At 40.4% G+C, this 19,447-nt stretch carries 19 protein-coding genes and 2 riboswitches; of the genes, 11 read left to right on the top strand and 8 right to left on the bottom strand.

Annotation, left to right across the window (positions count from 1 at the left end):
- Nucleotides 1-47: 47 nt before the first annotated feature.
- The 6 genes from Q4550_RS11735 to Q4550_RS11710 form a co-directional block, all read right to left on the bottom strand.
- Nucleotides 48-1,022 (bottom strand): ABC transporter permease, encoded by a 975-nt coding sequence (locus Q4550_RS11735; protein WP_303533234.1) that lies wholly within the window; start codon nt 1,020-1,022, stop codon nt 48-50.
- Nucleotides 1,023-1,077: 55 nt separating this feature from the next.
- Nucleotides 1,078-2,586, bottom strand: coding sequence for a sugar ABC transporter ATP-binding protein (locus tag Q4550_RS11730; RefSeq protein ID WP_303532877.1), 1,509 nt, complete (start codon nt 2,584-2,586; stop codon nt 1,078-1,080).
- Entirely contained in the window at nt 2,583-3,716 is a 1,134-nt protein-coding gene (locus Q4550_RS11725) for a sugar ABC transporter substrate-binding protein (RefSeq protein WP_303532875.1), read from the bottom strand. The genes Q4550_RS11730 and Q4550_RS11725 overlap by 4 nt, the downstream gene beginning before the upstream one ends.
- Nucleotides 3,713-4,777, bottom strand: coding sequence for an S-methyl-5-thioribose-1-phosphate isomerase (gene mtnA / locus Q4550_RS11720; RefSeq protein ID WP_303532873.1), 1,065 nt, complete (start codon nt 4,775-4,777; stop codon nt 3,713-3,715). The genes Q4550_RS11725 and mtnA overlap by 4 nt, the downstream gene beginning before the upstream one ends.
- Nucleotides 4,778-5,989, bottom strand: coding sequence for an S-methyl-5-thioribose kinase (gene mtnK / locus Q4550_RS11715; RefSeq protein WP_303532872.1), 1,212 nt, complete (start codon nt 5,987-5,989; stop codon nt 4,778-4,780).
- 114 nt (nt 5,990-6,103) lie between these two features.
- A riboswitch (SAM riboswitch) is annotated at nt 6,104-6,238 on the bottom strand.
- Between the two features lie 86 nt (nt 6,239-6,324).
- Nucleotides 6,325-7,107, bottom strand: coding sequence for a carbon-nitrogen family hydrolase (locus tag Q4550_RS11710; protein WP_303532871.1), 783 nt, complete (start codon nt 7,105-7,107; stop codon nt 6,325-6,327).
- A 108-nt stretch (nt 7,108-7,215) separates the two neighbouring features.
- On the opposite strand from Q4550_RS11710, the gene Q4550_RS11705 reads away from it, so the two are divergent.
- From Q4550_RS11705 to Q4550_RS11685, 5 genes are all read left to right on the top strand, one after another.
- Entirely contained in the window at nt 7,216-8,388 is a 1,173-nt protein-coding gene (locus Q4550_RS11705) for a pyridoxal phosphate-dependent aminotransferase (RefSeq protein ID WP_303532870.1), read from the top strand.
- Nucleotides 8,389-8,471: 83 nt separating this feature from the next.
- Nucleotides 8,472-8,581, top strand: a riboswitch (SAM riboswitch).
- 94 nt (nt 8,582-8,675) lie between these two features.
- Nucleotides 8,676-9,875: a 2,3-diketo-5-methylthiopentyl-1-phosphate enolase gene (locus tag Q4550_RS11700; RefSeq protein ID WP_303532869.1), complete on the top strand. Its 1,200-nt coding sequence runs from the start codon at nt 8,676-8,678 to the stop codon at nt 9,873-9,875.
- A complete protein-coding gene (locus tag Q4550_RS11695) occupies nt 9,872-10,570 on the top strand; it encodes a 2-hydroxy-3-keto-5-methylthiopentenyl-1-phosphate phosphatase (RefSeq protein WP_303532867.1) in 699 nt (232 codons plus the stop codon). The genes Q4550_RS11700 and Q4550_RS11695 overlap by 4 nt, the downstream gene beginning before the upstream one ends.
- Nucleotides 10,533-11,156, top strand: coding sequence for a methylthioribulose 1-phosphate dehydratase (locus tag Q4550_RS11690; protein WP_303532866.1), 624 nt, complete (start codon nt 10,533-10,535; stop codon nt 11,154-11,156). The genes Q4550_RS11695 and Q4550_RS11690 overlap by 38 nt, the downstream gene beginning before the upstream one ends.
- Nucleotides 11,157-11,207: 51 nt before the next feature.
- Nucleotides 11,208-11,741 carry an acireductone dioxygenase gene (locus tag Q4550_RS11685; protein ID WP_303532864.1) on the top strand — a complete coding sequence of 178 codons (534 nt, stop codon included), beginning with the start codon at nt 11,208-11,210 and terminating at the stop codon, nt 11,739-11,741.
- Between the two features lie 51 nt (nt 11,742-11,792).
- Here Q4550_RS11685 and Q4550_RS11680 read toward each other — a convergent pair whose 3' ends face one another.
- The gene (locus Q4550_RS11680) at nt 11,793-12,311 is read right to left on the bottom strand and encodes a GNAT family N-acetyltransferase (RefSeq protein WP_303532863.1); all 519 of its coding nucleotides are present in this window, start codon (nt 12,309-12,311) and stop codon (nt 11,793-11,795) included.
- Nucleotides 12,312-12,422: 111 nt separating this feature from the next.
- On the opposite strand from Q4550_RS11680, the gene Q4550_RS11675 reads away from it, so the two are divergent.
- A complete protein-coding gene (locus Q4550_RS11675) occupies nt 12,423-13,304 on the top strand; it encodes an alpha/beta fold hydrolase (RefSeq protein ID WP_303532861.1) in 882 nt (293 codons plus the stop codon).
- Nucleotides 13,305-13,312: 8 nt separating this feature from the next.
- Here the strand turns inward: Q4550_RS11675 and Q4550_RS11670 are convergent, their stop codons facing one another.
- The gene (locus Q4550_RS11670; protein WP_303532860.1) at nt 13,313-14,386 is read right to left on the bottom strand and encodes an ATP-binding protein; all 1,074 of its coding nucleotides are present in this window, start codon (nt 14,384-14,386) and stop codon (nt 13,313-13,315) included.
- A 261-nt stretch (nt 14,387-14,647) separates the two neighbouring features.
- Here Q4550_RS11670 and Q4550_RS11665 point away from each other — a divergent pair, with 261 nt between their 5' ends.
- The 5 genes from Q4550_RS11665 (at nt 14,648) to Q4550_RS11645 (ending at nt 19,071) form a co-directional block, all read left to right on the top strand.
- Nucleotides 14,648-15,820: an MFS transporter gene (locus tag Q4550_RS11665; protein ID WP_303532858.1), complete on the top strand. Its 1,173-nt coding sequence runs from the start codon at nt 14,648-14,650 to the stop codon at nt 15,818-15,820.
- A 161-nt stretch (nt 15,821-15,981) separates the two neighbouring features.
- The gene (locus tag Q4550_RS11660) at nt 15,982-16,485 is read left to right on the top strand and encodes a DoxX family protein (protein ID WP_303532856.1); all 504 of its coding nucleotides are present in this window, start codon (nt 15,982-15,984) and stop codon (nt 16,483-16,485) included.
- Nucleotides 16,486-16,759: 274 nt separating this feature from the next.
- On the top strand, nt 16,760-17,065 hold the full coding sequence (locus Q4550_RS11655) for a hypothetical protein (RefSeq protein WP_303532854.1): 306 nt from the start codon (nt 16,760-16,762) through the stop codon (nt 17,063-17,065).
- A 74-nt stretch (nt 17,066-17,139) separates the two neighbouring features.
- Nucleotides 17,140-17,481, top strand: coding sequence for a CHY zinc finger protein (locus tag Q4550_RS11650; RefSeq protein WP_303532852.1), 342 nt, complete (start codon nt 17,140-17,142; stop codon nt 17,479-17,481).
- Nucleotides 17,482-17,751: 270 nt separating this feature from the next.
- On the top strand, nt 17,752-19,071 hold the full coding sequence (locus tag Q4550_RS11645) for a TrkH family potassium uptake protein (RefSeq protein WP_303532851.1): 1,320 nt from the start codon (nt 17,752-17,754) through the stop codon (nt 19,069-19,071).
- Nucleotides 19,072-19,447 lie beyond the last annotated feature (376 nt).

Below are 19,447 nucleotides of genomic sequence, written 5' to 3'. Positions count from 1 at the left end.
TGAGCGGCGGTTAGTGAAAAAAGGCGATGCGCATGGCATCGCCTTTTTTACATTTTAATTTCTCGCTTGTTTTGATAAAACGTGAATGCAAGGGCTCCAATCAGAATCGTACCTTTAATAATATCTTGAGCATAATAAGGAACATTCAACATTGTTAGACCATTTAAGAGAATTCCGATTAAGACAGCTCCAATGAACGTACCGAATGCATTTGGTTTTCCAGAACCGAGTACAGAATAACCAATCAACGCTGCGGCAACGCCGTCCATAAGTAAAGGTGCACCAGCAGAAACCTGACCAGTTCCAATTCTTGAGGCAAGAACAATTCCAGCAATTCCGGCAAACAGTCCGCTAAGTACATAGGCGAGCGTACGATATCGTTGAACCGCCACACCTGACAACCTTGCTGCTTCACGATTACTGCCTGTCATATAAAGTAATCGTCCCGCTCGTGTATAAGTGAGAAAAAGGTGAACGAGAATGACGCAAACAATCATAAAAATCGCTGGAAAAGGAACACCCGCGATTTCACCCTGGCCAATAAAAAGAAAAGATGGAATGAATTTGCCTGGGGCTGTTGTCCCGTCACTCATAGGCATATTGTTGTAAATGGAAAAACCTTTCGTATAAGTTAGTTGAATCCCATTCACGATATACATAACGGCTAGCGTTGCAAGAAGATCAGGGATTCTGATTTTAATTGTTATGAAGGCATTTATTAAGCCAATCAATACCCCGATCAGAATAGGAATGAGTAGAGCGACGAGAAGTTCTTGCCTATACCAGACTAAGGCAGATGCGCTCGCAACAGTAGCGAGACTAACGGTTGAGCCAACAGATAAGTCAAAACCTCCAACAATTAATGTAAAGGTAACACCGAGTGCAACGAGTGTCACAATTGAAATGGAGCGAAGGATATCTGCAAAGTTACTGTAAGTAAGAAAGCGATCGTTAAGAATAGTGAAGATGAGAATAAGTCCAACGATGACGAGTAACGTACCATATTTGACGAAAAAGCTGATCACTTTATCCTTGAATGGTGAGGCGAGCCCTCTTTGATTTTGTGTTTCTACGAGTTCAGCTGCTGATTTCAATCTTCCTACCTCCTGTAGCTGCTTGCATAATGGCTTCCTCTGTCATCTCTTCACCTGTGAGCGTGGCGGTAATCTCGCCATCGTACATAACAAGGATTCTATCTGATAGATCAAGAAGCTCTTCGATTTCGCTGGAAAAATATAAAACCCCTTTTCCTTGGTCGGCAAGCTCTTTTATTAGAGCTAACACTTCGGCTTTGGCGTTCACATCAATGCCTTTTGTTGGCTCATCAAAGAGAAATACTTTCTGATCATCGTATAACCATTTTCCGATAGCCGCTTTCTGTTGATTTCCGCCACTTAGATGATGGATCGGTTCTTTAGGTGAAGCTGCTTTAATGCCGAGCTGAGTTATTTGCCTGGATGAATAATCTTCCTCTTTTTTTCGATTAAGGAATCCTCTAAGCGAATGACGCCGTAGAGAAGGGAGCGTTAGGTTTTCTGATAAAGAGAAATCGAGTAGAATACCAGATTTCCTTCGTTCTTCTGGTACAAGACAAATGCCGGCTTTAATCGCATCAGCTGGAGAGCGAAAGCGGTATGTTTGGTTGTTAATGTGAACACATCCTCTTGTATGCTTTGTTGCTCCAAAGAGGGTTAATGCTGTTTCCGATTTTCCTGCACCTACAAGTCCTGCGACACCAATGATTTCACCATGATTCAATAAGAAATTCACTGTTTTTCCAGTTTCGGGTATAAAGAGATTCTCAGCCCGCATTAAAGCATGACTCGTGCTCTTTGTTTGACGGGGTTCTTTTTTTCTAAGACTTGACCCAACCATACTGGTAATGATCTCATCAGCTGAAACGGTTTTTGTTTCAGCTGAAAGATGAACTTTGCCGTCTCGTAAAATCGTAAAACGATCGCTTATTTCTTCTATTTCTGGCATGCGGTGAGAAATGTAAATCATCCCCACGCCTTTCTTCTTCAGTTTGTTAATAAGATGAAATAATAGCTTTGTCTCTTCTACACTAAGTGGAGCAGTTGGTTCATCCAGTATCAAATATTGCGTCTCCTGTGCCATTGCTCGAGCAATTAAGATCATTTGTTTTTCTGACAGCGAACATTCGGAAGCCAGTTTATCAGGGGTTAAGGTTATACCAAGAGAGTTAAGTAAATCTCTTGTTCTTTGCCGTTCTTTGCTAGAAGAATAACACTTAAAAGGTGATTTATTCATTGAGTCAGCCCAAATGTTTTCAGAAACGGATAGGGTAGGAAACAAAGCCGAATCAACTTCTTGCACCACCATTCCGATGCCTGCTTTTTTTGCATCGGAAGGTGTATGAATCGCTAGAGGTTCTCCGTTAAGTAAAATAGAGCCGCTGTCTCGTTCATAGTCTCCACAAACCATTTTCATAAGCGTGCTTTTACCAGCTCCATTCGTACCGAGCAGAGCGTGCACTTCGCCTGAACGAATCGTCAGGGAGACGTTTTTTAATACAGGGATATTTCCGAATGATTTAGAAATATTTTGGATGGATAACTCACTCATTTGCTATCATCCTGTTGCGTTAATTTTTCCATCCACGGAGAAATAGCTGCGTCAGAAGAGCCCCAGTCATCGACGTAATTGCCTAATTCACTCATTGAAATGGTTTTGTCTGGTAAATCAGATTGTTTTACAAGATGAGGATCAAGTGAGAAAATCTCAGGCGTTTCTTCTCCAGCAATTTTTTGATAAGCAAAACGTACTTGAACACGTCCTACTTCCGCCGGATCAGTAGCAGCAGATGAGAGCCATGGGCTATTATCTTTTTGCATCATTTGGAGATCTTCGTCACTCATATCGATGCCGTAAACTTTGATTTCTTCTCGACCAGCTTGTTCAATGGCACGAGTAGCGCCTTTCGCAAATTCATCCCATGGAGCAAATACAGCATCAATATCACCTTTGTTTGGATATTGCTTTAGAATAGTTTCCATTTGGGTTTGGGTATCAAGAGCTGTATTAGCACTCGCGGTCCCGAACTTAGCGATTTCATTGATTTCTGGATAGCGTTCCTGAAACGCCTCATAAATCGCATTTCGTCGCTCCATAGGTGCGAATCCTCCCACCCATACATAGACAATATTTCCTTCACCATTTAAATCCTGAGCAAGCGTTTTTAATGTATTCCATGCAAGACTATAATCATCTTGATCAATAACTGTTACACCTGGCACGTTAATATCGCTATCAAACACAACGACAGGTATGCCTTTATCAACGGCTTTTTTCACTCCAGCTTCGAGTGCATCTGCTCGGCCATGATCAATTAAGATCGCATCGACTTTTTGGTTGATGGCTGTATCAAGGTGTGTAGCCATTTTGGAAAGGTCATTATCAGCATTATAAACTTGAACGCTTCCGCCAAATTTTTCTACCTGATCTTCAACTCCTTTTACGTACTGGGAAGAAAATGTACCGAGGGATGCTTGCATAATCGCTGCTATTTTGATAGGTTTTTGAACTTCTTTTGGAATGTCTGAAGAAGTTTTAGACGCTTCTTCACCTGTGTTTGAAGTTGTCTCACTAGATTCCGTTGTGCTTGCTTCTGGTGTACTTACGGCATCTTGCTCATTAGTACAAGCAGCAAGTACGATGAGAAGAAGAATGGATAAAATAAGTCCTAAGCGTTTCATGAATGTACCTCCGTGTTTTTAGCGTGTGGCAAAGCAAGATGAGCAAGGTTTTCAGCGTACGGTGTTCGAACGATACCGTGCTCCGTAATGATTCCGCTGAGTAATTCATTTGGCGTCACATCAAAAGCAGGATTAAATACATCAATGTTCTCAGCTGCAACACGTTCACCTTTATAATGCGTAATTTCTTTCGGATCTCGCTCCTCAATCGGAATCGCTTCTCCGTTAGGGATCGAGTAGTCAATTGTTGAGATGGGTGCAGCAACATAAAAAGGAACGTTATATGCTTTTGCGATATGGGCAAGGCCAAGCGTACCAATCTTGTTAGCTGTATCACCATTTGCAGCAATCCGATCAGCACCGACTATAACTGCAGCGATTTTCTTTGTTTTTAAAACGTGAGCTACCATACTGTCTGTAATCAGCGTAACGTCAATACCAGCACGCTCAAGCTCCCATGCGGTTAATCGAGCACCTTGTAGAACTGGTCTGGTTTCCGTCGCAATTGCGGAGATGGAGAGGCCGTTTTCCTTTGCCAGATGGAGAGGCGCAAGAGCCGTCCCGTATTTTGCTGTTGCGATCCCACCTGCATTGCAATGTGTGAGGATGGTATCCCCATCATTTAATAGCTTCAGACCATGTTCTCCAATCCGCTGACAGACAAGCTCATCCTCTTTATGGATGGTAAGTGCTTCGTGCAGAATCGCTTCTTTCATTTTTTTCACTGTCGGTAAGGAAAAGCTAGCTCGGATGATGCGATCAATCGCCCAAGAGAGATTTACTGCAGTGGGACGAGAGGAGGCAAGATATTTCCCTTGGTTGACTAGCGCTGTCTTAAACGCTGTTGCTTCGTTTGTTTGGACATGCTGACTCCAAAGAACTAGTCCATACGAGGCGGCGATTCCAATGGCTGGTGCTCCGCGGACAACAAGGGCAGAAATGCTATTCCAGACATCCTCGATTGCCGTTTGCTTGAGGTAGATCTCTTGATGTGGAAGCTGCCGTTGATCGAGCAGTAAGAGATGATCACCTTTCCATTGGAGTGATGAGATGACAGTCATTTAAATGACCTCCTTGATGGCTTTAATGTATTGTTCAATCGAAGTGATGTTTTTTCGGTCTAAAATAAGTTTTTTTCCAAGGGTAAGCGCCTTTTTTTCCACAGCGAGTTTTACTTTTGGATCAGTGATCGTCTCGATCTCTTCTACATGAGCAAGTCCAATCGTTCTTCGGATGATCTTACAGCCGGAAAATCCAATGCTATCGACAAAAATAGATTGTAGAAGAGCGTCTAGGTATCCTCTTGAATAACGATTATCTTCTGAGAGATGGTCGGCCCATAATGATCGGAAAGTAGATTCGAATACGTTCCAAACCTCAGTAGTGACGCCAAATAAATAAGCGAGGTACCCTTCTTTCTCTTCTTCTGACCTATGTGCCTCCTGCGACAGGATACTAAGCGCAATATTGGCGATAAAAGCACCGATATCAAAACCAGCTGGGCCATAGAAAGCAAATTCTGGGTCGATTATTTTAGTTGAACTTTCCGTAACAAACAGGCTACCTGTATGTAAGTCCCCGTGTATCAAAGCTTCTCCTTTTGTTAAAAAAGAGTGTTTGAGGGAGGCAACTTCAGTGAGGAAATCGTCATCTTCCCACAGCGATTCAACATCTGCTCGAAGCTCTTCTGTAAAGGCATTGCTTTCGGCATTGTAGAAAGGATCTGAAAATACGAGGCTTTCTGTTATGCCACATAAGTCTGGATTACTAAACCGTTTGGCAAGCTCTTTCTTATTTGCTGAACCAAGACCGTAGTCAGAAGTGAAAAAGAGTGTATGAGCGAGATAGGTACCGACGTTTCTTGCAAGCTCAGGATATATACGACCTTCAATAAGTCCTTTTCGTAAAATAGTGTAAGTTGATAAATCTTCCATAACCGTTGCGGCTTTTTCCGAGTCATGCAAATAAACGATCGGAGAAAAGTCAGGAACGAGCGCGTGAGCTTGCTTGAGTGCCTCGCTTTCAATTCTGGATCGATCCAGTGTAAGCGGCCAGGATTCGCCAACGACTTTGGCATAAGGCAAGGCTTGTTTGACGATCCAGGATTGTCCTGTTTTCTTGTGTTGAACATGAAAGACATAATTTAAATTGCCATCGCCAATTTCCTTTACATGAACGGGAGCGGTGCGATCCAAAAGCTTGTGATACTCTAAAAATTGCACTACGGTTTCTGTTGTAAACGGTGTGTACCCTGAAGTGATCTGAATACCCATGTAAAATTCCCCTTTCAACTATTTATGGTTGATGTATTGCATGAACATCGGAATTTCGGCATAAAAAAAGCCTCTTTCCGAAGAAAGAGGCTTGAAGATAGAGATACTTCACACCTCTTATCTTCCAGAATGAATATCATCCTGTTGGAAGTAGCACCGTGCCATTTAAGTCATCTTAATCTGGACTTAAAAATAGGTCGGTTGCTGGGCGTCATAGGGCCAAATCCCTCAGCCTGCTCTTGATAAGAGAAAGTTTATGAAATTATTTTACAATTTTTTCGCTTGAAATGTATGTTACAGAGAAAGGAACGTGTTTGTCAATAATATTTTGAATATTATTTATAAATATCTGGACGTCGATCTTCAAAGATAGGAATGCGATTCCGGATCGATGACATTTCCTCTTCGTCAATAGAACCTGTTAAAATAACTTCTTCTTCTCTTGCTTCTGCGATAATTGTTCCCCACGGATCAATGATCAATGAGTGTCCTCCAAACGCATTATCAGGATCTGCCCCGACACGATTACAGGCAATCACGTAGCACTGATTTTCAATCGCGCGACTGATAAGTAATGCTCGCCAATGATCGGTGCGTTGCTTTGGCCATTCTGCTGGTACGAACAAAACTTGGGCACCTTCAACTGCATGAAGGCGAAGCCACTCAGGAAAGCGAATATCATAACAAATGAACCCAGCGCATGGGAGTTCTTCAAGTGTAAAATGACTTTTTTCATTTCCAGAAACGAGGAACTTCTCTTCATTCATCAAACGAAACAGGTGCGCTTTGCTATACTCATGAACGAGCTGCCCATCTCGATTGAACACAAGCATGGTGTTCGTTACTTCGCCGTTATGATGCTTAGCGATGGAGCCCCCGACAATATTTACGTCGTTCTTTTTGGCGAGGCGAGATAGAAAAGCAATCGACTTTTCTGCATCAGTATCTCCAATTTCATCAAGGCGAGATAAATCATAACCTGTGGACCACAATTCTGGTAAAACGATGATATCTGGTTTGTCACTCACCGCCTTAGAAACAAGCTCTTCAACTTTAGAGAAATTCTTTTCTGGATTGCCGAAAGCAATATCAAATTGCAACAGGGCAAGGTTTTTCATTGAGTTGTCCTCCTTACATGTTTAGAAGTTGACCTTTACATGGTTGTGTATCCAAGATAACATAACTTATTAGAATTTCTCGAAAATTTTAACAGGATGTGATTCCATTTGAAACAATTTCAAACTTCAGATGCACTTAAACGTTTACCAGAACAATTCTTTGCGAAGCTTGCTGGAAAAGTGAACCGTTATGTAGAGGCGGGATATGACATTATTAACCTTGGACAAGGAAACCCTGATCAGCCGACGCCTGCTCATATTATCGAGTCTTTGCAGCAGGCAGCTGAAAACCCTGCATACCACAAGTATCCGCCATTTAGGGGACAGCCCTTTCTGAAACAAGCCGCGGCTGATTTCTATAAGCGAGAGTTTGGTGTTGAGCTTGATCCAGAGAAGGAGGTGGCCGTCCTATTTGGTGGAAAAGCGGGCCTTGTAGAAGTGAGTCAATGTTTGTTAAATAAAAGTGATGTGGCACTTGTTCCGGATCCCGGATACCCTGATTACTGGTCTGGAGTAGCAATGGCTGAAGCGGATATGCAAATGATGCCGTTACTTGAAGAAAATGATTTTCTGCCAGATTATAGCGCGATTCCTGAGGGTGCTCTTGCAAAAGCGAAGCTCATGTTCTTAAATTATCCAAACAATCCTACCGCTGCTGTAGCAACGAAAAGTTTTTTTGATGAAACGGTTAGGTTTGCGGATGTCAATGACATCTGTGTCGTTCATGATTTTGCTTATGGAGCAATCGGATTCGATGGAGAGCGTCCTCAAAGCTTTTTAGAAACAGAAGGTGCTAAAGATGTGGGGATTGAGATTTATACTCTTTCCAAAACGTATAATATGGCAGGATGGCGTGTTGGGTTCGCTGTCGGAAACCCATCTGTAGTGGAAAGCATCAACCTGCTTCAGGATCATTTCTACGTTAGTTTGTTTAGTGCAGTGCAAGAAGCAGCTGCAGAAGCTTTACTAGGTTCACAGAAATGTGTTGAGGATCTTCGCCAAACGTATGAATCTAGACGGAATGTTTTGATACAGGGACTTCATGATATTGGCTGGGATGTAACCTCTCCCGCGGGATCATTTTTTGCCTGGTTAAAAGTACCTGAATCATTTACTTCAGAGGGGTTTGCGGACTACTTGCTTGAAAATGTTCAAATTGTTGTTGCACCTGGGAACGGCTTTGGAGAGTATGGGGAAGGCTATGTGAGAGTAGGCTTATTAACTTCCGAAGAAAAACTCAGGGAGGCAGTTGAACGGATTAAATCCCTTCATCTCTTTTGATTCAGAAAAGTAAAAAAATAGATTGACAGGATTTACTACGTCTGGCATAATTCGAATCAATTACTTAAACGAATAGTTGCATACTCTTATCCAGAGAGGTGGAGGGACGAGCCCTTTGAAGCCCGGCAACCGATTTTCAAGGTTACTTGAAGACACGGTGCTAATTCTCGCAGCAAAAGCTGGAAGATAAGAGGAAGAGCATGGTGATAAAGACCTCTTCCTCGTGAAGGGGTCTTTTTTGTATGATCAAAGATTGAGAACTAGCGCGATGGAAAGGAATGAGCATGATGAGTCGTCTTGTGGCAACTTACCTTGTTAAGAATGATCAACAATTATCTAAGCGTGCTGAAGCGATTGCCCTTGGATTAACGATTGGGACTTGGACCAATCTACCGTTATTAGAAAAAGAGCAGTTAAAGAAGCATAAGGGTGAAGTCGTTCACGTAGAGGAAAAAGGGGAACTGGGCATCATCGCGATTGCTTACCCGACCATCAATTTCAGTGCGGATCTACCTGCGATTTTAACAACAGTCATTGGTAAGCTTTCACTTGATGGTGAAATTAAGCTGATTGATTTAGAGTTCTCTGAAGGATTACTAAATCAGTTCCCAGGTCCAGCATATGGAATAGACGGCATTCGGAATCTTACAGAAGTATACGATCGACCGCTCGTTATGAGTATTTTCAAAGGAGTTATTGGAAAACCGTTAGGCGAATTGCAAGAACAAATGAAACAGCAGGCGCTTGGTCGAGTCGATTTTGTGAAGGATGATGAAATTCTTTTTGAAAATGAGTTAACCCCTCTTGAAAAGCGAGTACCCGCCTTACGAGAAGTTCTTGATGAAACGGCTGAATTGACAGGAAAACGAACGCGTTACGCTGTGAATTTAACAGGAAGAACGGCAAACCTCAGTGATCGAGCAAAGCTTGCTGTGGAATTAGGAGCAGATGCGCTTCTGTTTAATGTTTTTACATATGGACTAGATGCATTGCAATCACTTGCAGAGGACCCGGATATTCCGGTTCCAATCATGGCACATCCCGCTTTCGCAGGTGCAATGGCAGCCTCAAGCACAAATGGGGTAAGTTACTCCCTATTACTTGGAAAGTTGCTTCGAACTGCTGGGGCAGATTTTTCCCTTTTCCCTTCGCCTTACGGGAGTGTAGCGCTTGATCGAGGAGAGGCGCTCGCAACAGCAGAATCCTTAACGAGAAAAAGTCAGCTTAATAGGACTTTTCCAGTTCCTTCAGCGGGCATTCACCCTGGACTAGTATCGTACCTTATAAAAGATTTCGGTATAGACAGTGTGATTAATGCGGGAGGCGGGGTGCACGGGCATCCCGGTGGAGCAGCTGCAGGCGGAAAAGCTTTCCGAGATGCCATTCAAGCTGTTTTAACAGAGCAACCTCTTGAACAGGCCTCTCAAAATAGTGAGGAACTTCATCAGGCTCTTACAAAGTGGGGAAGCGGGGAGGTAGTGCGATGAAGCAGCCGATTATTTTTTGCGATTTTGATGGCACCATTACGAAAAGTGATAATATCGTTTCTCTGATGAAACGATTTGCTCCAAAAGAGTGGGAGCAAATAAAAGATGATGTTCTCGCCCAAAATATTTCCATTCGTGAAGGAGTCGGAAGGATGTTTCACTTGATTCCTTCCAAATTGAAAAGGGAATTACTCGATTATTTAGTAGCTACAACTGAAATCAGACATGGTTTTAGCGAATTCGTAGACTATACGAGGCGAGAAGGGATCGAGCTTTATATCGTCAGTGGAGGGATCGATTTCTTTGTTTACCCCCTTCTTATCCCATTTGGTATTCCAGAAGAAAACATCTTCTGTAATGGTAGTGATTTTACTACTGATACCATCTCAATAACTTGGCCGTATGCCTGTGAAGACGATTGTACGAAAGATTGCGGTTGTTGCAAGCCAGGTATATTAAATCGTTTTGATAAAAAGACTAACCGAAAAATTGTGATTGGAGATTCTATTACCGATTTAGAAGCTTCAAAGCAAGCAGATTTTGTGTTTGCTAGAGACTATTTAGCAGAGAAGTGTCAGGAACTTGGCATTCCAGCCACTTTGTTTGAAACGTTTGATGATATCGTCGAAAAGTTAGCTGAAGAAAGGGGGGAGAATCATGTGCCAAGTAGAGAATCGATGGAACGAACTTGCTGATATTAAAGATGAATTAGCAGCAAGAGATTGGTTCCGTGGAACAAGTGGAAATCTTTCAATTAAAGTAAGTGATTCGCCGCTTCAATTTTTAGTAACGGCTAGTGGAAAGGATAAAAGGAAACGAACAAAAGAAGATTTCATTCTAGTCGATAGACAAGGGCAGCCAATTGAAGAGACTCTATTGAAACCATCTGCAGAGACCATTATTCATCAGGCGATCTATTCCAAGACAGATGCAGGCTGTTGCTTGCACGTGCATACGGTTGAAAACAATGTTATATCTGAACTTTTTGCCGGAGAAGGAGAAGTAACGTTTCAAGGACTGGAGTTAGTTAAAGCTTTTGGTTTATGGGGACAGAATGACAAAGTGAGAGTACCAATTATCGAGAATTCAGCTGATCTTTCTCTACTAGCTCAAGATGTGGTGCACGTGCTTAAGAGTGATACGAAAGCCATTTTGATGCGAAACCATGGGATTACGGTATGGGGACGTAATGGTTTTGAAGCAAAGAAGTACCTGGAAGCATTTGAATTCCTTTTTGAATATCATCTTAAGTTACGAAGTTTTCAAGCAATTGTAAGTTGATCAGTATTCAACAAAATTTCATTAGCTTAACAAAAAGAGGAGGAAGCATTAATGGCAGTAATTAAAATACGAAATACAAATGAAGTTATTGATGGTCAAGATCGAGTAGGGGCATTCCTTCAGAATGAAGGAGTGTTATATGAACACTGGGATGTTGAGAAGTTACCGACGTCTCTTAAGGGAAATTGTCATGTTACAGAGGGACAGAAAAATGAAATTCTGAGTGTATTTGATGATGACATTCGTTCTCTAGCTCAGCGAAATGGATATGGAAGCTGGGATGTGGTGGCACTATCTGAACAAACGCCTGATCTCGATAAGATTCTGAAAAAATTTGAACAGGTTCATGTGCATACTGAGGACGAAGTAAGAGCGATAACGGCGGGACATGGGATTTTTATCATTAAAGGTAGCGTGGGGTATTTTGACGTTGAGCTCGATCCGGGTGACGTGATTTCTGTACCGGTTGATACACCACACTTCTTTACATTAATGGATGATCGGCAAGTTGTAGCCGTACGCCTTTTCATCGATCCATCAGGCTGGGTAGCCCATCCATATGAAGAAAAAGAAAGTGTGAAGTGAAAAAGGGCCGTGAGCAATCACGGACCTCATTTTGATGTTTCTTCAATACCTTTAGCTACAATATCCAATTAATTCATTCAGGTCTTTCCAACCATAGCCGGTTTCTTTAAATGTTTTACCTGCAATTTCTGTTTCTTCCACGGCAATTTGAAGTGGATGAAAACTTTCGTAGAATTGAGAAGCGGGATTTCCATTCAGTACCCAGACAAGCATAGACTGATAAGATTCGCTTCTAAGATGTTTAGCTACCGAGCACAGGAGTTGTTTGCCAACTCCCTTTCCCTGTGCTTCTTCAAGAAGGTATATCGCATAAAGCTCTCCGTCGAATTTGTAAGCAGACGATCTATTTTTTCCGCCATTCGCAAATCCTATTATTTCCCCTTCTTCGACTGCTACAAAGATAATATTTCCATCTTCAATTCCTTTCCGCCAACGAGCCTCCCGTATTTGAACGTCTAATGAATTCAAATAGTCTTCTGAGATAAGCGTACGGTAAGTCGTTCTCCAGCTGTTTACATGAACACTTGCTATCGCTAAAGCATCATCTACGACCGCTTTTCTGATCTCCATTGATTACCTCCAGGTCAATTTGATTTTCCTATGAGACTCATTTCGAGAGAGAGGGAATGAATCCTGCTAGTCGAATATATGAAGTAAGTCATAGTTTAAAGGAAAAGTGAAATGAAAAAAATCATAATAGAAATAGATGGCAGTCATGTTCATGGTTTTGAATGGGGAGATAGGAGTCAGCCAACTGTCATTCTTCTTCACGGTTTAACGAACAATGCACTTGGTTTTAGTGAAATGGCAGAAGGTCTTAAGGATTCCTTTCATCTAATTTCGATTGATTTACCGGGGCATGGTGAGACGCCTCCATTTAATGAAGATAAAAGTTATTCTTTTGAATTTCTAACAGAGTGGCTTCATAAGGTTTGTACATCATTAAGTGAAGTACCAGTCTGGCTCATTGGGCATTCGTGGGGAGCAGCTCTGGCACTTTATTATAGTAGTCATTTCTCTAAAATGGTAAAAGGTATCGTGATGATTGACGGTGGTTATCTTCATTCTTCTGATGATCCGTCACTAACGCTTGAAGAACTTCTTGAACAAATGTCTCAATGGGTGGCAGAAAATCATTACAGAAAATTGGAAGAATATGAACAAAAGAAGAAAAGGGAAATCGGAAGGTGGAGCAAGAATTTAGAGGAAATGGTACATAGGGATATGGAGGAAAGGAAAAATGGCGTCGCCTTAAGGGCTAGTGGTAGTACAGTAAGAGCGATTATGAAGTCACTCTATCAAGAGCCTTGCAAAGAAATTTTTCATATGGTAAATGTTCCTATCTATCTCCTAAGGGCAACACTTCCTGTAGCAGATGAAACTAATAGAATGCATGCAGCAAACGTGATGCGGAATGAAGTGAAAGGAGAATGTAGGATTGATTCTATTCCAAAGACAGGTCATGCTCTACATTGGCAAAAATCTGAAGAAGCTTTATATATGGTAGAGAGATGGTTAAAGGAGCATACAAACCAAAAGGGCCATATGCAAGGCCCTGAATAACAGGGGGGTTATTGGGCAACCCCCTTTGGAAAAGTGAGCGTAATGATCGTACCTTTCCCCTTATTACTTTCGATAGTTAAGTTCCCTTTATGTTTTTTTACTATACGTTTGCATATCGTAAGGCCAAGTCCTGTCCCGTGCTTTTTGGTAGTGAAAAACGGAGAGCCGAGTTTTTCAAGCTCTTCTTCTGTGATTCCGCTACCATTATCAATGATTCTAATTTGTAATTTATCATTTAATTCTTGGGCTGAGATCATAATTTCTCCCTGTTCACCGATAGCGTCCATCGCATTTTTTATCAAATTAATAAAAACTTGTTTTAATTGATTACTTTCACAATAAATCTCTGGGAGAGAAGAGTGGTACTCTTTTGTTAGGATGATCGCTTTCATATTAGCTTGGCCATTGAGTAATTCAATGACTTCATCTAATATGAGATCAATTCGATTATAGTTAAAATTTATTTTTGTTGGTTTAGCAAGAATAAGAAATTCATCGATGATCTGTTCGATCCTATCAAATTCTGAATCCATTACCTGGGCATAGCGATCAATATCTTTGTCAGTGTTTTTGAATTGGATTAATTTCAAAAAACCTTTTAAGGAAGTGAGCGGGTTTCGAAGCTCGTGGGCGACCCCAGCTGCTAGTTGTCCCACAATCGATAGCTTTTCGGATTGAGCAAGGTGCTCTTCATTCATTCTTTTCTCGGTAATATCTTTCGCAATGCCAATGATCCTCGAAACAGTACCCTCTTCTACAAGTGGCACTAATGTAATATCAAATAGCTTGTAGCCCTGTTTTGGGAAAGAATAACCTTCTTCAAATTGAATGGTTTTCTTACGAATAATGGCTTCTTGGAATCTTTTAATCGCTTGTATTCCTTGATCAACCCCTAGAAAGTCTTCGATTCTCCGCCCAGCAATGGCTTCTTTGGAAGTCTCATAACTTGCTAGATAAGCTTCATTTACAGCTTCGATTTCATAATGGTGAACATCAATCACACGAATTTGGAAAATAAGATCTGAAATATAGTGAAAAATAATATCTAAATTCGCATCTTTTAGCTCGCTTCCATTTTTCATAGAAATCCCCCATAATCAGCATTTTAACTTATCACTAATTGGATATTTCTACAAGATATGCGTATCCCCTTCAAATTATGATCGATAATCGTAATTGTTTGGCATTTTTTGGCGGAAGAAGTGGTTGATAAGGTAGCAAATACAGTAATAATAATGGAACCAATCCCAATGAAAGCGCATTGCAATTCAATTGTACTTACTATAGAGTTAGAAGAAGTATTTTGAGCGCAGTACATTTAGCAAGGGAGGACGGCTTAAAAGATGACCAAAAGAGACTCTGTCTTTTTCCTTAGTCTGTTCTTGTTCTTTTTCCACGGAGCAAATACAATCATCATTAGCTATATGCCAGTATATTTCCAACAAAGTGGTATGTCAGAGAGTAAAATTGGCTCTATCCTAGCGATCGGACCACTGGCAGCCATAATGGCTCAACCGTTTTGGGGTTACATAAGCGATAAATTCGGAACAATTAAAAAGGTTCTACTCGTAACGTTGGTTGGTGTTGCGGTTATTAGCGTTTTTCTTCTAACGAATCATACCTATGTGTTTATTCTCATCTCTGCTGCGGCGTTCTATGTTTTCATGTCCCCAACAGGGGCTCTTGGTGATAGTCTAGCTGTTAAAACAGCAGCTAGCGTGAATAAAAGCTTTGGAAGTATTCGAACCTGGGGCTCAATTGGTTTTGCGGTTTCAACTTTAGTGGTTGGTCAGTTTTTTGCTTTTTTTGGTATATCTTTTATTTTGCTACCTTTTATGCTCATGATTTTGCTTGCTTTTTTTACAGCTATGAGAGTATCAGATGTCAAAACACATAATAAACCTGTGACTGTATGGGAGGCCGTACGGATTGGAAAGAATCCTCGCTTCCTACTCTTTTTGATTACAATCATGTTTTTAACCATTCCGCATCGAGCAAATGACAGTTTTATAGGGATTTATATCACGGATCTTGGTGGAAATGAATCTCAAATAGGACTTGCCTGGTTCGTTGCGGTTGCTAGTGAAGCTCTAATATTTGCGACAAGTCATCTCTGGTTTAAGCGTTTTAATGAAGTGGTCTTTATCTTAATAGCAGGTTTGATCTACTCTATTAGATGGTTAGGATTAGCTTACGTTGGAGGACCTCAAGCAGCGATCATTCTTCAAGTTTTCCACGGCGTGACGTTTGGGGTATTTTACGTTGCGGCTTTTCAATACGTAACAAAATTAGTACCAGAGCATTTACAGGCGACAGGTCATTTGTTATTTATTTCTGTGTTTTTTGGTTTGTCTGGCATATTAGGTTCATTGCTTGGAGGAATGGTTTTTGAAGAAACTTCTGGAGCTACTTTGTACAGTGTGATGGGGTACGTGACCTTAATTGGCTGTCTTGCATTGCTTTTCTACCGCGCAGTCGATAAGAGAAAATCAAAAAGAGACGAAAGTTATGCATAGGACAGAAGAGATTCTGTCCTATTTGAATTATCCAGTTATTTCATACCCGAATCGTAACGATATAAAACAGTTAGATTAATAGTGATGCAATTCACATAATGTTTTTAGAAGCTCCCTTACAATAAAGGTGTGTTAAGAATAAATAGTGGGGAGTGAGAGAGATGTTTGTTCATTTTCTAAGAGAAAATAAAGCAGCAGCTGGTATACTCTTTTTTATTCGAATATATCTTGGTTATCAATGGGTGACATCTGGTTGGACAAAAATCACTAATGGTTTTGATGCAAATGGCTTCTTACAGGGGGCGGTAGCCAACGCTAGTGGTGAGCATCCTGCAGTGCAAGGGTGGTGGGCTACATTCTTAGAAGCGACAGCAATTCCAAATGTGGATTTCTTTAATGTTTTAATTCCTTGGGGCGAATTCTTTGTTGGCCTAGGATTACTACTTGGAACATTTACAACACTTGCCGCTCTTATGGGAGTGATCATGAATTTTGCCTTCCTGTTTAGTGGCACAACAAGTACAAATCCAATGATGGTTATTCTTGGAACGTTATTACTCATTGCTGGTTACAATGCAGCTAAAATCGGGCTTGATCGTTGGATTGTTCCTTATTTAAAGAAGAATATTAAAACACACCAGAGTAAGCCTATTTTCCATCACTAAAGCGAAAGGTTCCGCATAAGAGCGGAGCCTTTTAAATTTCTATTAGTACGAATCAAACTATTATACGAATGTTAGATGAAAAACTGATACTCACCTCACTCTTTGTATGTCGAATATTACATTCTTTATTTATAATCCGATTAGTAAAAAGCCTCCTTCGGAAAATAAATTACATTTAGTTAAAAAAAGACTGACATCTGTAATAAATTGTAAAGAGGGGGAGCGAGTGTAACGACGAAAATGGTCTAGTGATAAATAAGTGGGAGGCTAGACTATGATCGGTATTTTCAAAGAAAATGAAGAACGTTATTTAAACTGGTATCGTGCTAATCCAGAAGGATATGTATTTAATCATTTTAAAGGGAGCGATCCTGATTACAATAAAATCCATATCGCTACATGTCGAACGTTATGGCGACAAAAAGACGCGGGTGTGCGAACGAAAGTCGAAAAGATTTGTTCAAGTAATCTCGATGAACTTATACAGATGACAGCGAATGTCAGAGACAAAAAAGGTTTTTCTTTTTGCAAAATTTGTATGACCGACCATGTGAATAAAAATGATCTATCAGTTAATTAATCATTTTTCTAGACAATGGAAGATAATGATAGAATGATACTTAATAGAAAGATGGAACTAGAGAGGGATATAAAATGGGATCTGAGGAAATTGTTATAAAAGGTAAAGTTGTAGATGATGAAACTAGATGCCAACATTATTATAGTAAACGGGACATTATTGCGATTAAATTCAAATGTTGTGGTACATATTATCCATGTATCTATTGTCATGAAGAAACAACGGATCATGCTGTTATAAAGTGGCCCAAACACGAATTTGATGAAAAAGCTGTGCTTTGTGGGAATTGCAAGTCAGAACTAACGATACAAGAGTACATTTCTTCAAAATCAATATGTCCATACTGCCAGTCTCTCTTTAATGACGGATGTAAGCTTCACCAACATCTTTACTTTGAGCAGATCGAGGCTAAATGATTTTCTTTACTTGTGGGTAGTCTGGATGTATTATTATTTCAATCATATTGAGAAATCCTTTATTGTGTCGATAGCATAGGGATAAAAATAACATCTGGATGTGGTATAAAAAGAACTTTAATGACCTATATCTTCGTTTCAAACACAGATGTCCTGTGTTTTTTCTTTTTGTTTACTTCTATATAAATGAAGCGTTTTAACGCTTTTGATGTAAAAAGTATATTTCAACGGTTTGCGGAGCTGTTCTTAAAGAAGAAAGAGGGGTATGTCTTGAAATACAAAAAGGTTTTACTTCATCCACCTAGAGCTTTGTTGCTTCTATTTCTATTTGTTAGTACGATCGGAACGTTTCTTCTAAAGCTACCACAGGCAACGACAACGTCAGTTAGCTGGCTAGATGCCTGGTTTACGGCTATATCTGCTATCACTGTAACTGGTCTAGTAGTAGTGGATACGGGTAGTGTTTTTACTATTTTTGGTCAGCTTGTTATCATGTTACTCATTCAAATTGGCGGGCTTGGCATTATGTCATTTGCGGTTGTGATCTTTCTATTTATAGGGAAAAAAATAGGGGTTTCTCAAAGACTCTTAATTACTCAGGCATTAAATCAAAAAGGAATGGGAGGCATTGTTAAGCTCGTTCGAAGTCTACTTTTATTTTCGATCATAATAGAAATGATAGGAGCCATTATTCTTTCGGCGAGGTGGATACCTGAATACGGAGTAGGAAGCGGAATTTACGCCGCAATTTTCCACTCTATTTCAGCTTATAATAATGCTGGCTTCTCGATTTGGTCAGACAGTCTTTCTTCATATGTTGGAGATCCCGTTATCAATATTGTTATTACTCTCTTGTTTATCTTAGGTGGAATTGGCTTCACGGTTTTAATCGATCTGAAGAATAAGAAACATTTTCGTGAATGGACCCTTCATACGAAGTTGATGGTAATCGGGAGTATCATCATAAATGCACTTGCTTTTATCGTAATTATCACGCTCGAGTGGAATAACACTTCTACAATTGGGCAACTAAATGGTCCAGGAAAAGGGTGGGGTGCATTATTTCAGGCTGTGACTCCTCGAACAGCAGGTTTTAATACGGTAGATATCGGTAGTATGGAAGAAGCTTCTCTCTTCTTTATTATATGTCTTATGTTCATAGGGGCTGGAAGTGCTTCTACTGGAGGTGGAATTAAGCTTACTACCTTCATCGCTATGCTCCTTTCAGTTAATACCTTTTTAAAAGGCAAATACGAAGTAACGATTTTTCATAAAACGCTCGCTTTTTCTATCATTATTAAAGCCCTAGCAATAACTGTGATTTCAACAGGGGTTGTTTTACTCGGAGTTTTTATTCTTGAACTAACGCAGAAATCTCCTTTTTTAGTTAATTTATTTGAAGTTGTATCCGCATTTGGAACAGTAGGCCTTTCAATGGGATTAACAGGCAGCCTAGATGGAATAGGGAAAGTAACAATTATTGTAATCATGATGGTTGGTAAACTTGGTCCCCTGACGCTTGCCTTCATCTTTGCTTCTAAGAAAACTTCTAAAATAAGATACCCTGAAGAAGAAGTACTTACAGGATAATACTGCCCCCTTCCATCGATGAGGAAGGGGGTGAAAATTAATTCCCATAAGTGGTTGACGCCATTGTTATCACATGGTAAGATGTTTCTTGTCACTTCGAAAAACAAACAACATCTTACATACAAATTACATACAAAAATGTTTTTAAAAAAGACATTGACTTATATGAACGTTGCTGGTAAGATAGAAGTTGTCACTCGGGAGAAAAACACCGAGATTAGTAGAATTAAATCGATCTTTGAAAACTGAACGAAACGCCATGTAAGTAGTTGTTTCTACGGAAACAAAATATTGTTTTAAAAGCTAGATTAAGCTTTCTATCGGAGAGTTTGATCCTGGCTCAGGACGAACGCTGGCGGCGTGCCTAATACATGCA

The organism is Anaerobacillus sp. 1_MG-2023 (assembly GCF_030547345.1).
Taxonomy (GTDB): domain Bacteria; phylum Bacillota; class Bacilli; order Bacillales; family Guptibacillaceae; genus Guptibacillus; species Guptibacillus hwajinpoensis_B.
Note: the sequence above shows the minus strand (reverse complement) of the source record. Positions and strands in the feature narration are given on the sequence as shown.

Bases quoted from the DNA above. Each gene is read 5' to 3' on its own strand.
- mtnK (WP_303532872.1), bottom strand. From the start codon at position 5,989: ATGGGTATTCAGATCACTTCAGGGTACACACCGTTTACAACAGAAACC.
- mtnA (WP_303532873.1), bottom strand. From the start codon at position 4,777: ATGACTGTCATCTCATCACTCCAATGGAAAGGTGATCATCTCTTACTG.
- Q4550_RS11710 (WP_303532871.1), bottom strand. From the start codon at position 7,107: ATGAAAAACCTTGCCCTGTTGCAATTTGATATTGCTTTCGGCAATCCA.
- Q4550_RS11655 (WP_303532854.1), top strand. From the start codon at position 16,760: ATGATCGGTATTTTCAAAGAAAATGAAGAACGTTATTTAAACTGGTAT.
- Q4550_RS11725 (WP_303532875.1), bottom strand. From the start codon at position 3,716: ATGAAACGCTTAGGACTTATTTTATCCATTCTTCTTCTCATCGTACTT.
- Q4550_RS11670 (WP_303532860.1), bottom strand. From the start codon at position 14,386: ATGAAAAATGGAAGCGAGCTAAAAGATGCGAATTTAGATATTATTTTT.
- Q4550_RS11650 (WP_303532852.1), top strand. From the start codon at position 17,140: ATGGGATCTGAGGAAATTGTTATAAAAGGTAAAGTTGTAGATGATGAA.
- Q4550_RS11700 (WP_303532869.1), top strand. From the start codon at position 8,676: ATGAGTCGTCTTGTGGCAACTTACCTTGTTAAGAATGATCAACAATTA.
- Q4550_RS11730 (WP_303532877.1), bottom strand. From the start codon at position 2,586: ATGAGTGAGTTATCCATCCAAAATATTTCTAAATCATTCGGAAATATC.
- Q4550_RS11680 (WP_303532863.1), bottom strand. From the start codon at position 12,311: ATGGAGATCAGAAAAGCGGTCGTAGATGATGCTTTAGCGATAGCAAGT.
- Q4550_RS11675 (WP_303532861.1), top strand. From the start codon at position 12,423: ATGAAAAAAATCATAATAGAAATAGATGGCAGTCATGTTCATGGTTTT.
- Q4550_RS11660 (WP_303532856.1), top strand. From the start codon at position 15,982: ATGTTTGTTCATTTTCTAAGAGAAAATAAAGCAGCAGCTGGTATACTC.
- Q4550_RS11695 (WP_303532867.1), top strand. From the start codon at position 9,872: ATGAAGCAGCCGATTATTTTTTGCGATTTTGATGGCACCATTACGAAA.
- Q4550_RS11685 (WP_303532864.1), top strand. From the start codon at position 11,208: ATGGCAGTAATTAAAATACGAAATACAAATGAAGTTATTGATGGTCAA.
- Q4550_RS11690 (WP_303532866.1), top strand. From the start codon at position 10,533: ATGTGCCAAGTAGAGAATCGATGGAACGAACTTGCTGATATTAAAGAT.
- Q4550_RS11665 (WP_303532858.1), top strand. From the start codon at position 14,648: ATGACCAAAAGAGACTCTGTCTTTTTCCTTAGTCTGTTCTTGTTCTTT.